Source organism: Allomuricauda sp. M10 (genome assembly GCF_020782875.1).
GTDB lineage: Bacteria > Bacteroidota > Bacteroidia > Flavobacteriales > Flavobacteriaceae > Flagellimonas.
This window is the reverse complement of sequence record NZ_JAJGBN010000001.1, coordinates 754124-770021: the sequence shown is the minus strand read 5'-3', so window position 1 is coordinate 770021 and position 15898 is coordinate 754124. Positions and strand designations below refer to the sequence as shown.

Below are 15898 nucleotides of genomic sequence, written 5' to 3'. Positions count from 1 at the left end.
CAGTTAGTACTTATCTTTAGGGATATGGATGAATATGTGGACATTTTGGATGAGCAAGGCAACCCAACGGGGCAATCCTGTCTAAAGTCCGAAGCACATCGAAAAGGGCTACTCCATCCCACCATCCATGTTTGGCTGTATACCAAGGATGGCAGGGTATTGATCCAACAACGGGGAAAACACAAGGACACCCACCCACTGTTATGGGACGTTTCAGTTGCAGGACATGTATCGGCTGGGGAAAACATTCCCTTGGCTGCGGTTCGGGAAGTAGAAGAAGAAGTGGGACTAAGCATTACTGTTAACGACTTGGAGTCCATTGGAACCTTTAAAGCCGTTCATAAAATATCCGAAAATTTTATTGATGCCGAACTCCACCATATTTTTCTATGTGAATTAAAGGTGCCCCTAAGTGCTTTGATCAAGCAGGATAGTGAGGTAGATGATCTAGCATTGATTCCCTTGTTCCAATTTGCCGAGGAAACCTGGGGTCTGGCCAATGTAGCCAAATATGTGCCCCACGGACCTACCTATTACAAAACTATCGTAAAGGAAATTAAAAGTCGGATTTGATGGCTTCGGCAAATTGAATTGCAGCATCCAATCCATAGGATTTTTGGTCCCCCGTTTTCATGTTCTTGGCTACGAATTTCCCTTCGGCTAGTTCCTGTTCGCCCAATAGGATCACATAAGGGACATTTCTTTTATCTGCGTATTTGAACTGCTTTTGCACCTTGGCATCAGACGGGTATAAATCAGCACGCAGGCCAGCTTTTCTAAGAGTGGATACCAGTTTCAAGGAAGCCAAACCCTCACCTTTACCGAAATTGAGGCAAAGCACATCCAAAGATGTATCCAAACTATCCGGGAACAGGTTCAATTCTTCCAAAACGAGATAGATGCGGTCCAAACCAAAAGAAATACCCACACCGCTCACATCCTTCAATCCAAAAATGCCGGTTAAGTCATCGTAGCGGCCACCGCCACCAATGGAACCCATGCTCACGCCTTCGGGCGCGGCAACCTCAAAAATGGCTCCGGTATAGTAATTCAATCCACGGGCCAAGGTCACATCCAATTGTAAATGAGCGGATTGCAATCCGATACTATTTACGGTGGAAATGATTTCCTCCAATTCAGAAACACCGCGCATACCCACTTCAGAGTTGGCCAATAAGGTTTTTAGTTGCTCCAATTGTTCCGACGCGGAGCCTGACATTTCAAACAAAGGCTGGGCCTTGGTAATTGCTGCTTCAGAAATGCCCTTTTCCATCATTTCGACCTTCACCTTCTCCTCTCCTATCTTGTCCAATTTATCCAGGGCTACGGTAAAGTCGACCAACAAATGCTTGGCTCCTATCACTTCAGCGATACCCGAAAGAATTTTACGGTTATTGATCTTTATGGTACAGCCTTTCAATCCTAAATCCGTGAACACGGCGTCATACAACTGCACAAATTCCACTTCCTGCAACAAGGAATCGGCACCGACCACATCGGCATCACACTGGTAAAACTCACGGAAACGACCTTTTTGGGGCCTATCGGCTCTCCAAACGGGTTGGATTTGGTAGCGCTTGAACGGAAAATCAATTTCATTCTGATGCATGACCACGTAGCGGGCAAAAGGCACGGTCAAATCGTAACGAAGGGCCTTTTCTGAGATTTTTGGGGTAAGCGAATTTGAATTCTTGGAACTGTAGGTCACATCATCAACCTTGGAAATAAAATCGCCCGAATTCAAGATCTTAAAAATCAAGCGATCCCCCTCATCCCCATACTTGCCCATTAGCGTCTCTGAATTCTCAAAAGACGGAGTTTCTATGGGCTGAAAACCATAGGCTTCAAAATGCTTTTTTATGGTTTGGATGATATAGTTACGCTTGGACACCTCTTCTGGTGAGAAATCACGGGTTCCCTTAGGTATGGATGGTTTTTGTGCCATGTAATCTTAAATTCAGGTGCAAATATAAGGGGTTTGTTATAGGTTTAAAGTATAAGTATGTCATTTCGAACGAATGTGAGAAATCCATTTGAATGTGAGATTTCTCGTCGCTCATACTTCGCTCTGTCGAAATGACAAATAATTTCCTAGGTGTCATTCTGAACGGAGTGAAGAATCTCATCAAAGTTCTACTAGCAAATAGGATTCTTCACTCCGTTCAGAATGACATTTCACAGTTCTATTGTCTAATCCTCTCAGAAGGAAAAGAAAAGAAGTTTTGGTTCTTGGCTCCCTCCTCCTTTATTCAGATTAATTACTCCATAATCTGATCAAACCATTTATACAGATCGCCTTTAGTTATTGCCGCTCCTTGCTTGATCAATTCAAACTTGTCCACGTTTTTATCAGCGCCATACGCTTTGGACGCGGTTAGGTATTCCACGAAATCGGATTGAAAATTCCGTTTGAACCAATCAAAACCGACTTTAGTTCGAAGGTCAATTTCAGGATTCATCACTTTTACGGAAAGTAGCTTCATTTCCTTTTCGGTCAAATGAAACAAGTGCATGTGTCGTTCCGAAATGTTTTCCAGATATTCCACTTTGGAGAGTACTCCTTCCCAAATCAAATCGCTGAACACATCGATTTCCTCCTCGGCCACTTCGGGCTTTTCGGTCTTGAGCGTTTTCCACTCTTCGGCAGTTATGGATTGTGTTGCCAAAAAGTTGATAAACTCCGGGTGCAGTTCCTCCAATTGTTCCTTAGAAAGTCTTTTGTATTTCATGGTGCAAAAATAATTGGTCTGAATTTCTTTAAAAAATCGAAACAAAAAAAGAGCCATCCGAAGATAACTCTCTTATTTCCAAATACTTATTACAGTATGTTACTTCGCTTCAGCGATTACTTCAAAAGGAAATTCTACTACAACTTCCCTGTGAAGTCTGATAGTTGCCTCGTAAGGACCAACCCTTTTGATAGATCCACCTTTAATATTGATGAATTTTCTCTCGATTTGGTGTCCTTCTTTGTCCAAAGCCTCGGCCAAATCAATGTTGGTCACAGATCCGAACAATTTATCACCGGCACCAGCTTTAGCAGCGATGCGGATCTGCAATTGTTTTAGGGCTTCGGCAATTTTAGTCGCCTCATCAACGATTTTCTTCTCTTTGTGGGCTCTTTGTTTAAGGTTTTCAGCCAAAACTTTTTTGGCAGATGGAGTAGCCAATGTGGCCAAACCTTGTGGGATAAGGTAGTTTCTGCCGTAACCGTTCTTTACGGAAACGATATCATCCTTAAATCCCAAATCCTGTACATCTTCTCTTAGAATAAGTTCCATTCTTCGGTATTTTTTATTTCAACATATCGCCAACGTACGGCATTAACGCAATGTGACGGGCACGTTTAACTGCCTGGGCCACTTTTCTCTGGTATTTCAAGGAAGTACCGGTAAGTCTGCGAGGAAGCAATTTTCCTTGCTCGTTCACCAACTTCATCAAGAAATCAGGATCTTTGTAATCAATATACTTGATACCTGATTTTTTGAACCTACAATACTTCTTTTGTTTGTTGGTCTCAATGTTCAACGGGGTCAAATATCTGATTTCCCCGTCTTTTTTAGCTTTTGCTTGTTGCTCAATAGATGCCATAACCTATGCCTTTGCTTTTAATTTGGTTCTTCGTTTTTCTGCCCAAGCAATAGCGTGCTTGTCCAACCTAACGGTCAAAAAACGCATAACGCGCTCATCTCTCCTGAATTCCACCTCGTAAGGACCGATGGCCTCACCAGGGGCTGTGAATTCGAACAAGTGGTAAAAACCACTTTTCTTGTGCTGAATGGGATAGGCCAATTTTTTAAGTCCCCAATCTTCCTTGGAGACCATTTTGGCACCATTGTTAATCAAAAAATCCTCAAATTTTTTGACTGTTTCCTCTATCTGTGTTTCAGACAGAACGGGATTCAAAATGAAAACAGTTTCGTAATGGTTCATTATAATATATTTAAAAGGAGCGCAAAAGTAGTAATATTTCTATCACCTTGCAAGAAAAGCAAAAAAACTTCGTTTAAAGTACATGAGTTATCAACAACAACAAAACCCAATAAACCCAAATAACGTATATGGCAATATACACAACAAAATAGACCATGTTTACATCTTTTGTTGTTCCTTACCGTCATTTTTGTGTAATTTGCCGATGATTTAAAACCCTACAAATCACCCCATTCTATGAAATTAAAAAGTATAATTGTAGACGATTCTTCCATGCAGCGGATGGCCGTTGCCAAATTGGTCAACAATCATCCACATCTTGCTTTAGTTGCAGAGTATAGCAACGCCATTGAAGCTAAAAATGGCCTGAAAAACCACGACATCGACCTTATTTTTCTAGATGTAGAAATGCCAATCATCAGTGGTTTTGACCTTTTAGAGGCCCTAGAGAACCCACCACAGGTTATTTTGATCACCGGTAAACCTGATTATGCACTTAAAGCTTTTGACTACGACGTAACCGATTACCTTCACAAACCTATCACGCTGGCCCGTTTTGAAGCCTCTGTAAAAAGAGCCGTTGCCAAATTCGAGCAAATGAACAGGGTTGATGAGGATGAAGAGCACATTTTTGTGAAAAGCAACCTTAAAAAACGTAAGGTTATCCTAAACGACATTAAATGGGTAGAAGCATTGGGAGATTACATTAAATTGGTGACCGATGAGGCCAATATCGTAATCCTTTCCACCATGAAGTCTTTCGAAAACCAATTGCCTGCCGAAAAATTCCTTCGTATCCATAAATCTTATATTGTGAATCTGGAGAAGATAGAAAAATTCAACAGTAAAAATGTTGAAGTTGGGGGAAGACAGATTCCTTTAAGTAGAAACAAAAAAACCGAGCTGGCTGAAGCACTTGCCAACGTATAATCATATGTGGTCTACATTGTAGATCAATCGTACACTTTTATACTTGGAAATAGCATTAAAAGATCTTTCGATTCTTTTAATGCTATTTTTTGTTTGTACCAACGGGTAATCCCGGGGAATCTTGATCAATACATTTTTTAAATAATCCCTTCGGATGCGAGCAACGGGAGGGTACTCGGGTCCCAAAACCGGAATCTTGAGCACATTCCGCAAAGAACTAGCCAACCAGTCCGAAGCTTCGTTCAATTTATTGAAATCCCTATCCTTTAAAGTGATCTTTATGATGCGGACCAAAGGCGGATATTTGAACTGTTCCCTTTCATATAATTGCTCGGCGAACATTTTATCGTAATCGTTGGTGGTCACCTGTTGCAAGATCTGATGATACGGATTATAACTCTGTATCAGCACCTTACCCCGCTTTTGGGTACGCCCTGCCCTACCTGCCACCTGGGTCAACATTTGAAAACTACGCTCATGTGCCCGGTAATCAGGGAAATTGAGCATGGTGTCAGCATTCATGATACCCACCAAGCTTACATTCCTAAAGTCGAGACCTTTGGTCACCATTTGGGTGCCCACCAAAATGTCCATTTCTTGGTTTTCAAAAGCCGAAATGATTTTTTCATAGGCATATTTGCCCCTTGTGGTATCCAAATCCATTCGCCCAACAGCTGCTTTAGGGAAAAGTTGGCCCAATTCTTCCTGAATCTGTTCCGTTCCGAATCCTTTTTTATCCAAAGTAGCATTGCCACAGGCCAAACAGGCTTGCTGCAACGCCATATGGTATCCACAGTAATGGCAACGTAATTGATTTCGATGCTGATGATAGGTAAGGCTCACGTCACAATTGGGGCACTGGGCCACATACCCACAGGTGGTACACTCCACCACAGGTGCAAAACCTCTTCGGTTCTGGAAAAGGATCACTTGTTCCCCTTCTTCCAAGGCTTCTGCAATGGCATTGATCAATGTCTCTGAAAAATGGCCCTTCATCCGCTTCTTTCGGGTAGCTTCCTTAATATCCACCAAATTGATATCGGGCATCAATACATTCCCGAATCGGTATGGAATGGCAGCATAGCCATACTTGCCTGACTTAGCGTTGTACATGCTTTCGATACTAGGCGTAGCCGAGCCCAAAACAATATGGGAACCATGGAGCGAGGCCAAAACAATGGCCGCATCGCGGGCATGATACCTTGGAGCCGGGTCAAATTGCTTAAAGGAGCTCTCATGCTCCTCATCTACCACCACCAAACCAAGGTTGGAATATGGTAAAAAGAGCGAAGAGCGGGCACCAATCACAATCTGGGCCTTTTCTGCATTGTGCAAAACATTGTTCCAAACCTCTACCCTTTCGTGGATGCTGTATTTGGAGTGATATACCGAAACCTTGTTCCCAAAATAATGCTGTAGCCTATTGATCAATTGGGAGGTCAGCGCGATTTCCGGCAATAAATAAAGCGCCTGTTTGCCTTCATCCAAACATTGCTGTATCAATTTTACATAGACTTCCGTTTTTCCCGAAGAAGTGACACCATGCAACAATACCGGTTTCTTTTCTTCAAAGGAAGTCTGAATTGCAGCAAATGCCTTGGATTGATATTCGTTAAGCGCAATATTTCGGAATTCCTCGGAAGTGTCCTCAAAATCCACTCGATCTTTTCTGATGTGGTACTCTTCCAGAACTCCTTTGTCAATCAAAGCTTTGATGACCGCTTTGGAGCTGCCACTTTCTCTTTCTAGGTCGTCAACCGGTATCGGTTTTTTGTTTTTTGCCTGAATCTGGAACAGGGTCAGCACCACCTGACTTTGCTTGGGGGCTCGGGAGAGTTCGTTCAGCAATTCTTCCAATTTTGCATCATCGCCATAGGTATCCGAAAGCTTTACATATCGCACCATTTTAGGTTTGTACTGCTCATACAGTTCTTCCTTTTGAAGCACTACTTCTTTCTGTACCAATCGATTAATGAGGGATAGTACATTCTTCTTGTCCACAATGTCGCAGATTTCCCCAATTTGAAGATGTGTCTGGTGTTGCAAGGCTTCAAAGACCAAAAACTCATCATCCTGAAGGTCCATTTCATCAACTTGAACCTCTTTGTTTAACAGGATCAAAGTCTCGCTTTCCAGCATAAAGGCGCTTGGCAGGGCACTCCGAATTACTTCGCCCAAAGTACACATGTAGTACTCCGCAATCCATTCCCAATGATTGAACTGAAATTCGTTGACCAAGGGAACTTCATCCAAAATCTGGTAAATTTCCTTGGGTTCGTAGGCAATTGGCGCTTCTTGGTGCACCCGATAGGCAAGTGCAGTATAGATCTTGGATTTGCCAAATGGCACCGCAATCCTCATCCCCTTTTTAATAAAATCAGCTTCCTGAGGTGTGATCTTATACGTAAAAAGTCTTTCCAAGGGAATGGGCAGTACTACATCCAGAAAAAAGTCCATACACGTTCCTTTTTGCCTACTTTGAAATTTTATTGATCTTCCCCAAGTTGTTGTGGTTGTTCTTCTAGTTTTTTGGCACGTTCCTCCTGTTGGCGTCGATGCCTTCTACCCAAGGAGTTCAAGGTAGCATTCAATTCAAATCCTAAAAGTAAAATATTGGAATTCAACCAGATATACACCATCAGAATCAACAATCCTCCCAAAGCTCCATAGAGTTCGTTATAGCGGGCAAATTTTTCAACATAAATACCGAACAGATAGGAAGTCAACAAAAATAAGAGGGTGGTCATCAAGGCCCCAGCAGAAAAAAATCGTGCCTTTCTACCTTCCGCAGTACCAAAATAATAGAGAATGGCCGTGGTGAGATAGGAAAGACTCAGGAAAAACAAAACCTTGGCTACCTGTATCCCCACGGAATCCCCTTTGGCCACATCATACCCCAATTTTTTACCCAAGTATTCACTGGTGTATTCCACAATATAGAATTCGAAATATACAAAGGCTACCGCGCCAATGATTAAGAGAATGGACAGAATGAGCCCCACCATTAAGGCATAGGCATATTGACGGAAAAAATTGCGCGTCAATTCCACATGATAGGAATTCTCAAAACCCCCAAAAATGGCATTCACGCCATTGGCCACCAAAAAGATGGACAAAATAAAGGCGGAAGACAAAAGTCCCCCTTGTTTTTGATCTTTGATCTGTTGGTAGATGTCACCGAAATATTCACTGGTGGCCGAAGGAAGAAAAGACTCCAAAAAATCGAGAAACTGATGGTCAAAATTGGCATTGCCCACACTTACAAAAGGTATAATGAAGGGAATCAAGGTCACCAAAAAAATCAGTAATGGGAACAAGGCCAAGAAGATGCTAAAGGCAATGGAGCTGGCACGTGTGGAAACCGCTCCCCTAACAATCCCCATGAGGTACATTTCAATAAGATCATAAAAGGAGAGGCCTTCAAAGGCCTTGAGCTTAATCTTTTTCAATAGACGAACCGCCCAATTGAGAATGGGAATTTTTTCCAACTGTTCTTCAATTGCTTCGGACATCTACACTGCTTTTAAACTTAGATCCATATTATAAACGGAATGCGTCAATGCCCCTGACGAAATAAAATTGACCCCACATTCTGCATACGTTCGAATGGTTTCCTCGTTGATTCCTCCTGAGGATTCGGTCTGGCATTGTTCCCCTATTCGGTTCACAGCCTCACGTGTGTCATCATAATCAAAATTATCCAAAAGAATTCGATGGACTCCTGTTGACTTCAAAATCTCGTCCACTTCATCAAGGTTTCTGGCCTCAACAATAATCTTTAGGTCCTTTCCCTTTTCATTGAGATATTCCTGAGTTTTTACAATGGCTTTGGTGATCCCACCTGCAAAATCGATATGGTTGTCCTTCAACATGATCATGTCATACAAAGCAAACCGATGGTTTTCCCCACCCCCAATCTTTACGGCCCATTTTTCCAAAGCCCTTATACCTGGGGTTGTCTTGCGGGTGTCGAGAATCTTGGTATCGGTACCATCCAAAAGGGAAACAAAATCTTGTGTCTTGGTGGCAATGGCACTCATGCGTTGCATGGCATTGAGCACCAATCGCTCTGCCTTCAAAATGCTTTGGGAGCTACCTTCCACATAAAAGACTACATCGCCGTATTTCACTGAACTGCCATCTTGCAACAACACTTCCATTTTTAAATCCGGGTCGATGTATTGGAATACCATCCGGGCAAATTCCACCCCGGCAATGATGCCTTCGTCCTTCACCAAAAGTTTTGCCTTACCGGTCGCCGTGGCCGGAATACAGGCCAATGAACTATGGTCGCCATCGCCTACATCTTCACGAACGGCGTTGGTGATGATCAAATCAAGTTCTTTTTGAAATTGTTCTTCGGATATCATTCCATTGGGGTTTCAACGAAAATAGTAAAAACATTGCTGCTTGCCCACCACATTTGCGTGCTTATTGTTTAGCTTGAATCATTATTTTTGGGCATGCAGATAACTTTGATTGCCATAGGGAAAACGGACAAGGCTGAGTTGGAAGAACTTATATTGGTTTATGCCAAGCGGTTACAGCATTATATCAAGTTTGAATTCCGAATTATCCCTGATATCAAAAACAGTAAAAATCTGTCCGAAGCCCAACAAAAAGAAAAGGAAGGCGAGCTGATCATGGCTCAATTACAACCTACTGACACGTTGATCTTACTGGATGAAAAAGGTAAGCAATACACGTCCATGGATTTTGCCGATTTCCTCCAGAAAAAAATGAACAGCGGCATCAAAAACCTGGTTTTGGTGATTGGAGGTCCTTATGGTTTCAGTGAGGCAGTGTATGCGAAGTGCTCTGGGAAAATCAGTTTGTCCAAAATGACCTTTTCACACCAAATGGTCCGGCTGTTCTTGGTGGAACAAATCTACCGCGGGTTTACCATTTTACGGAACGAACCGTATCACCATAACTAAGCAAAAAGTTCAAGAATCAAGAGTCAAGAGTCAGGAGTCAGGAGTCAGGAGTCAAAATGTCTTTGTTCTTGAATCCCGAAGTGAAACGGTCTTTTATCTTTTAATAAAGTACCCTGAACTTGATGGTGTTTTCCACGTTTTTCAACTCCTTCACTACTTCTTTATCGTACTCACGGTCCAAATCCGTGATCACATAACCCACTTCTGGGTCGGTAGAAAGGTATTGCCCGGTAATGTTAAGACCGTATTTGGCCAACACTTCATTGATCTTGGCCATGATTCCCGGTACGTTTTTATGAATGTGCAAAAAGCGGTGTGACTTGTTCTGTTTTGGCAATCTGATATTCGGGAAGTTCACCGAATCCACAGTAGATCCAGAGTTCATATAATCCATGATCTTATTTGGAACAAACTCCGCAATATCGCGTTGGGCTTCTTCGGTACTACCACCAATATGCGGGGTCAGGATAACGTTTGGAAGTCCTTGCAAAGGCGTTTCAAAAGCCCCGTTACCAGCTGGTTCCACTGGGAAAACATCCACGGCGGCACCACCCAATTTTCCGCTTTTCAATGCGGCGGCAAGAGCGTCGATATCCACCACAAATCCTCGTGAAAGGTTGATGAGCATGGCACCATCCTTCATTTGGTTGATCTCACGTTCCCCAATAAAGTTTTTGTTGGCCTTGTTGTCATCCACATGTAGGGTCACCACATCCGAAACGGACAACAAATCCTCTAAACTGTTGCATTTAACGGCATTACCCAAAGCCAATTGATCGGCTACATCATAGTAATAAACACGCATGCCAATAGCTTCGGCCAAAACGGACATCTGTTTCCCGATATTACCGTAACCCACAATACCTAAGTTCTTACCACGGACTTCCCTTGAATTGGAAGCGGTTTTGTTCCACTCCCCATTATGAATTTCGCTACTGCGGGTAAAAATATTTCGCATGAGCATGATGATATGCCCCACGGCAAGTTCTACTACGGAACGGGTGTTGCTATACGGTGCATTGAAAACCACCACTCCCTTTTTCCTACTGTACTCCAAATCGATTTGGGTTGTACCGATGCAGAAAGCACCGATGACCATCAATTTATTGGCTGCATCCAATACCTTTTTGGTGACCTGGGTCTTGGAACGGATACCCAAAACGTGAACGCCCTTTAAACGCTCAATGAGTTCATCCTCGGACAAGCTGTGCTTTACCAATTCCACGGAAAAACCTTCCTCGGAAAGGTTTTGAAAAGCCGCTGGGTGTACATTTTCAAGCAAAAGGATCTTGATTCTATTTTTGGGGTATGACAGGTTTCTTGGTAAATCGTTCACAAATAAAAATTCATCTAGGTTAGGTGCCACGTGATCGGCATTGCTTGCCGCCTTTTCACGGTGCACATTTTCAGTGTAGGCAAAAAACTTATGGGCGATACCGGCCTCGCGCATCACATAATCGCTATAACCATCGCCAATGACCTGAACCTCTCCGTCCAGATCCAATCTTTTCAAACATTCAATTTTTCCGTTGTGGGCCGCTAATACATTGGTCTCATCAAAACCGATTATATTACCCTCTTCATCAAACCTGAAGGTATTTGCATAAACCCTATCCGAAGGGATATTGTATTCTTCAACAATTGGATCGATAAATTCCTTGAACCCACAGGAAATCACATAGATATCCTCAGAATATTCATGGAAAAACTCCTTATTGGCCGCAATGGAACGAGAAATTTTTTGACGAAGCTCGGCAACAAGATTCTGAAGGTCGGCCTTATTGGCATTCAACAAGCGGATCCTGCGCTCCAACGATTCGGTGAAGGAAATATCACCATCAATGCCGAGATTGGTTATCTTCTGGATTTCCTTTACGATCTCCTCCCTTTTGGGGTTGCCCTGCAAGGTCATTTCTGCCAAAACATCCAACGCCTCAACCCTTGTCAAGGTACTATCAAAATCGAAAACATATTTTCGGCCTGCTTCCACCATGAATCGCTTCAAAAAAATTAAAGTGTAAAATTACATATTAATTCATTCCTTGTAATCGCAACTTTTTAAAAACCTTACAGAATTGTGGATAAATCAAAAAACGCTTTCAAATTGTTTTAAATAGCACCCAAAAACGGTTTTTCTACAAGTTTACAACTCAAAACCAACGTCTTGTCAGTTTGCAGTAGATGCGATATTCCTTCCCAAACTTGGCTTCCAAAAGTTCCTCTTCATGCTTAATCTGGAATCGGTTCATATAGGACACAAAACCTGCCGCCAACAGGGAATTGAAGGCGTTCCCCAATTGCAATCCCAAGGCCAATAAAAACAGGAGCATGCCCAGATACATAGGATTTCGGGTATAGGTGAAGATACCATTGGTGACCAATGCCGAAGTTTTCTTAGGATGTAAGGGATCCGTGGTAGTTTTCTTTACCAGGAATTGTACAACGGAAATCAGGATCACCAAAATACCAAGCGCCAATAGCCCATAGGACAACTCCCTCCTGCCGAAGAAATCAAATCCGCCGATGGGCAGGAATCGGGCCAAGAGGTACATCATTCCACCAAAAACGAGCATGACCAAAGCCGGAGGCACTTTAAATTTCATTCCAAAATTGTTGTAGGGCGAAATTAGTACTTTTGAATTTCAATTGAAGCCCATACGATTTGAAACTTGTTTTTGCCACGCACAACGACCATAAACTTAAGGAAGTAAAACAGCTCTTGCCCGATTCTATTGAGCTTTTATCCTTGAATGATATCAACTGTTTTGATGAAATTCCGGAAACGGGGTCCACTTTGGAGGAAAATGCAAAAATCAAAGCAGATTTTGTGACCCGAACCTATGGTTTCAATTGTTTTTCGGATGATACCGGATTGTTGATCGATACGTTGGATGGCAGACCTGGCGTATTCTCGGCCCGATATGCCGGTGAAGGCAAGAATGCACAGGACAACATGACCAAGGTCTTAAAAGAAATGGAAGGTCAAACGGACCGAAATGCCCATTTCAAAACCGTTATCCATTTAAATTGGAACGGCGAACCTTATGTTTTCGAAGGGATTGTTGAAGGGGAAATCACCCATACCCAATATGGGGAAGGCGGATTCGGATACGACCCTATTTTTAAACCATTCGGGCATGAACAAACCTTTGGGGAACTACCTTCTGAGACCAAAAATGCGATAAGTCACAGAGGAATGGCCGTTGCAAAATTGGTTGCCTTCTTAAAAAACTTGCCTACTTAGGTCCCACTGATCATATTTAGTGTACCTTTGCCGCTTTATTAACGCCGCCGGTATGGGCAAGGTGTTGCGATGGGCCAACGGGATATACTAAAAATCGCTCTATGCAACACAACATATTTGCGATCAAAGGTATATACCACTATGACAAAATTTGAAACCTTGGGGTTGGACAAACCCCTATTGGACGCTATTTCCGACCTAGGATTTGAGTCCCCATCTGAAGTACAAGAAAAAGCCATCCCTATTTTATTGGAGCAGGACACCGATTTGGTGGCCTTGGCACAAACCGGAACAGGAAAAACCGCTGCTTTCGGTTTTCCCATGATTCAAAAGATCAATGTGGAAAGTAGGACCACACAGGGACTTATCCTCTCCCCTACCCGTGAACTCTGCTTGCAGATTACCAATGAAATAAAACTTTACTCCAAATACCTAAAAGGATTGAACGTGGTTGCCATTTATGGCGGCGCGAGCATTACCGAACAAGCCAGCCAGATCAGAAGAGGTGCACAAATTGTTGTGGCAACTCCAGGTCGTATGAAAGATATGATCGGTCGTGGCATGGTGGATATTTCCAAAATTGATTATTGCGTACTCGACGAAGCCGATGAAATGTTGAACATGGGCTTTTATGAGGATATCAAGGACATTTTGTCCAATACTCCGGAAGAGAAGCTTACTTGGCTTTTTTCGGCGACTATGCCTAAAGAAGTGGCTTCCATTGCCAAAAAATTCATGGTGAACCCTGTAGAGATTACCGTGGGAACCAAAAATGCAGGAGCAGCCACTGTACAACACGAATATTACACTGTAGGTGGAAGAGATCGTTACTCTGCCCTGAAACGTTTGGCCGATGCCAACCCTGGAATATTTTCCGTGGTGTTCTGCCGTACCAAGCGCGACACCCAAAAAGTGGCCGAGAAATTGATCGAGGATGGGTACAACGCCGGAGCATTGCATGGTGACCTTAGCCAAAACCAAAGGGATTTGGTGATGAACGCCTTTAGAAAGAAACAGGTACAGATGCTTGTGGCAACCGATGTTGCTGCTCGTGGGATCGATGTGGATGATATTACCCACGTAATCAACTATCAGTTGCCCGACGAAATCGAAACCTACACCCACCGAAGTGGTAGAACCGGAAGGGCAGGAAAATCAGGGATTTCCATGGTTATCGTTACCCGCTCCGAAGTAAGAAAGATTCGTGCCATTGAAAGCAAGATCAAACAGGATTTCATTCAAAAACAGATTCCTTCAGGTATTGAAATCTGCGAGATCCAATTGTACCACTTGGCCAACAAGATCAAAGACACCAAGGTCAACAAGGAAATCGACAGCTACCTACCTGCCATTTATGATGTATTGAATGGAATTGATCGCGATGAGTTGATCAAAAAGATGGTGTCTGTAGAGTTTACCCAATTCTACAACTACTATAGCAAAACCAAAGACCTTAATTCTTCCGAAGGTGGCAAGGAAAGAGGTGACCGTGAAGATTTCTCCAAAGACGACCTACCAACTGAAGGTTCTGTGCGTTATTTCATCAACATTGGGGAGCGTGACGGTTACGACTGGATGTCGTTGAAAGATTTTCTTCGAGATACGCTTGACTTGGAAAAAGAGGACATCTACAATGTGGATACCAAAGATAGCTTCTCCTTCTTCAACACCGATGCACAGCTTACAGAACTTATCATTCAAACCTTCACCGAATTTAAGGTTGACGGACGCTTTATAAACGTTGAAGTATCTACCAAGCCAGGAGGTGGCGGTGGCGGCAAGGGCGGTGGCAAAAAACGCAGCGGCAGAAAAGGCGGTGGCTTTAAAGGCGGCGGCGGCGGTCGTAAACCCAGCGGAAACAAGCCGTTCAAAAGCGGTAAAAAAGGAAATTTCGCTAAAAAGGGAGGTAAAAAGAGACCTGGTTTTTATTAGTTAATTCTATATTAAATCATAGCAGGATCCTGTTTATTTTTCTTTGTTTAGTACTTTTATACCTACAAAGATTGCATGAGAAGAATTCTACTTACATTTTTCTCCTTGGTTTCCCTTATGGGCTTTGCCCAAAATGAGGAGGAAAATCAGGAAATTAGAGAGATTACAGCGACAGTTGTGAATGCGCAGACGGATTTTCCTCTGGAAAGTGTGCACGTCATCAACCTGAATTTGGTAAAGGGGACCATTACGAACCAAAACGGAAAGTTTACCATTCCGGCGGCCGTTAATGATACCCTTTACTTGTCCTACCTCGGTTTTAAGACACAGAAAGTTCGGGTTACCAACGACATGTTCCGATACGGGGAAACCAAAATAGCCCTTACGGAATTGGCCTATGCCTTGGAAGAAGTAATCGTTAGACCTTATCAACTCACGGGATATCTCGAAATAGATGTAAAGAACCTACCCATCAACAATTCCAAACAATACAGCATTTCAGGGTTACCAACCAGTTATGAAGCTGGAAACAAAAATCCAAGTGCAGTGACCAAGGTTTTGGGGGCTATCCTCAATCCAGCGGACTTGCTGCGGAACCTTTTTGGGAAAAAGCCCAGACAAATGCGGAAACTCCGTCAGATCAAGGAAGACGACAATATTCGTGATCTATTGGCTTCCAAGTTTGATCGGGAAACCCTGATGGAATTGCTCCAATTGGAAAAAGTGGATATTGAGGACATTTTGAACAACTGCAATTACTCCAAGTCCTTTATCACCACAGCGAACGACCTCCAGATTTTGGATGCCATCTCTAGCTGTTATGAAGAATACAAGGTGCTGAACCGAAAACAGTAAGGGATTTTTTGTTCAAGGGCTGCGGAGGCCCGGCTATAAATAAATTTTCGAATTCCATATTCATTTT

At 42.9% G+C, this 15898-nt stretch carries 16 protein-coding genes; 6 read left to right on the top strand and 10 right to left on the bottom strand.

Features of this window, described 5'->3' with window-relative positions:
* The first annotated feature begins 24 nt into the window (after positions 1 to 24).
* Positions 25 to 573, top strand: a complete 549-nt coding sequence (locus LKX84_RS03590) for an NUDIX hydrolase (protein WP_228235743.1) — start codon at positions 25 to 27, stop codon at positions 571 to 573.
* Here the strand turns inward: LKX84_RS03590 and hisS are convergent.
* The 5 genes from hisS to rpsF form a co-directional block, all read right to left on the bottom strand.
* A complete protein-coding gene (hisS, locus tag LKX84_RS03585) occupies positions 557 to 1945 on the bottom strand; it encodes a histidine--tRNA ligase (RefSeq protein ID WP_228235742.1) in 1389 nt (462 codons plus the stop codon). The genes LKX84_RS03590 and hisS overlap by 17 nt on opposite strands.
* Before the next feature lie 313 nt (positions 1946 to 2258).
* A complete protein-coding gene (locus tag LKX84_RS03580; RefSeq protein WP_228235741.1) occupies positions 2259 to 2729 on the bottom strand; it encodes a DUF6495 family protein in 471 nt (156 codons plus the stop codon).
* 99 nt (positions 2730 to 2828) lie between these two features.
* Positions 2829 to 3281, bottom strand: a complete 453-nt coding sequence (gene rplI, locus LKX84_RS03575) for a 50S ribosomal protein L9 (RefSeq protein ID WP_228235740.1) — start codon at positions 3279 to 3281, stop codon at positions 2829 to 2831.
* Positions 3282 to 3294: 13 nt separating this feature from the next.
* A complete protein-coding gene (gene rpsR, locus LKX84_RS03570) occupies positions 3295 to 3591 on the bottom strand; it encodes a 30S ribosomal protein S18 (protein ID WP_072882551.1) in 297 nt (98 codons plus the stop codon).
* A gap of 3 nt (positions 3592 to 3594) precedes the next feature.
* Positions 3595 to 3933, bottom strand: a complete 339-nt coding sequence (gene rpsF / locus LKX84_RS03565; protein WP_228235739.1) for a 30S ribosomal protein S6 — start codon at positions 3931 to 3933, stop codon at positions 3595 to 3597.
* A gap of 237 nt (positions 3934 to 4170) precedes the next feature.
* On the opposite strand from rpsF, the gene LKX84_RS03560 reads away from it, so the two are divergent.
* Positions 4171 to 4863: a LytR/AlgR family response regulator transcription factor gene (locus LKX84_RS03560; protein ID WP_228235738.1), complete on the top strand. Its 693-nt coding sequence runs from the start codon at positions 4171 to 4173 to the stop codon at positions 4861 to 4863.
* Here the strand turns inward: LKX84_RS03560 and priA are convergent, their stop codons facing one another.
* From priA to nadC, 3 genes are read right to left on the bottom strand one after another with little or no spacing between them, the layout of a single operon-like run.
* Complete coding sequence (gene priA, locus LKX84_RS03555; RefSeq protein WP_228235737.1) at positions 4864 to 7320, bottom strand: primosomal protein N'; 2457 nt, start codon at positions 7318 to 7320, stop codon at positions 4864 to 4866.
* Between the two features lie 29 nt (positions 7321 to 7349).
* A complete protein-coding gene (locus LKX84_RS03550; protein ID WP_228235736.1) occupies positions 7350 to 8375 on the bottom strand; it encodes a YihY/virulence factor BrkB family protein in 1026 nt (341 codons plus the stop codon).
* Positions 8376 to 9233, bottom strand: a complete 858-nt coding sequence (gene nadC, locus LKX84_RS03545; RefSeq protein WP_228235735.1) for a carboxylating nicotinate-nucleotide diphosphorylase — start codon at positions 9231 to 9233, stop codon at positions 8376 to 8378.
* Positions 9234 to 9326: 93 nt separating this feature from the next.
* Between nadC and rlmH the strand changes: the two genes are divergently transcribed.
* Positions 9327 to 9800: a 23S rRNA (pseudouridine(1915)-N(3))-methyltransferase RlmH gene (gene rlmH / locus LKX84_RS03540; protein WP_228235734.1), complete on the top strand. Its 474-nt coding sequence runs from the start codon at positions 9327 to 9329 to the stop codon at positions 9798 to 9800.
* Positions 9801 to 9900: 100 nt separating this feature from the next.
* On the opposite strand, the gene serA is transcribed toward rlmH, so the two are convergent.
* On the bottom strand, positions 9901 to 11793 hold the full coding sequence (gene serA, locus LKX84_RS03535) for a phosphoglycerate dehydrogenase (RefSeq protein ID WP_228236079.1): 1893 nt from the start codon (positions 11791 to 11793) through the stop codon (positions 9901 to 9903).
* A gap of 157 nt (positions 11794 to 11950) precedes the next feature.
* Entirely contained in the window at positions 11951 to 12403 is a 453-nt protein-coding gene (locus tag LKX84_RS03530) for a methyltransferase family protein (protein ID WP_228235733.1), read from the bottom strand.
* A gap of 59 nt (positions 12404 to 12462) precedes the next feature.
* Between LKX84_RS03530 and LKX84_RS03525 the strand changes: the two genes are divergently transcribed.
* From LKX84_RS03525 to LKX84_RS03515, 3 genes are all read left to right on the top strand, one after another.
* Complete coding sequence (locus LKX84_RS03525) at positions 12463 to 13044, top strand: non-canonical purine NTP diphosphatase (RefSeq protein WP_228235732.1); 582 nt, start codon at positions 12463 to 12465, stop codon at positions 13042 to 13044.
* Between the two features lie 141 nt (positions 13045 to 13185).
* A complete protein-coding gene (locus LKX84_RS03520; RefSeq protein ID WP_228235731.1) occupies positions 13186 to 14976 on the top strand; it encodes a DEAD/DEAH box helicase in 1791 nt (596 codons plus the stop codon).
* A 75-nt stretch (positions 14977 to 15051) separates the two neighbouring features.
* The gene (locus LKX84_RS03515; RefSeq protein ID WP_228235730.1) at positions 15052 to 15831 is read left to right on the top strand and encodes a carboxypeptidase-like regulatory domain-containing protein; all 780 of its coding nucleotides are present in this window, start codon (positions 15052 to 15054) and stop codon (positions 15829 to 15831) included.
* Positions 15832 to 15898: the final 67 nt, after the last annotated feature.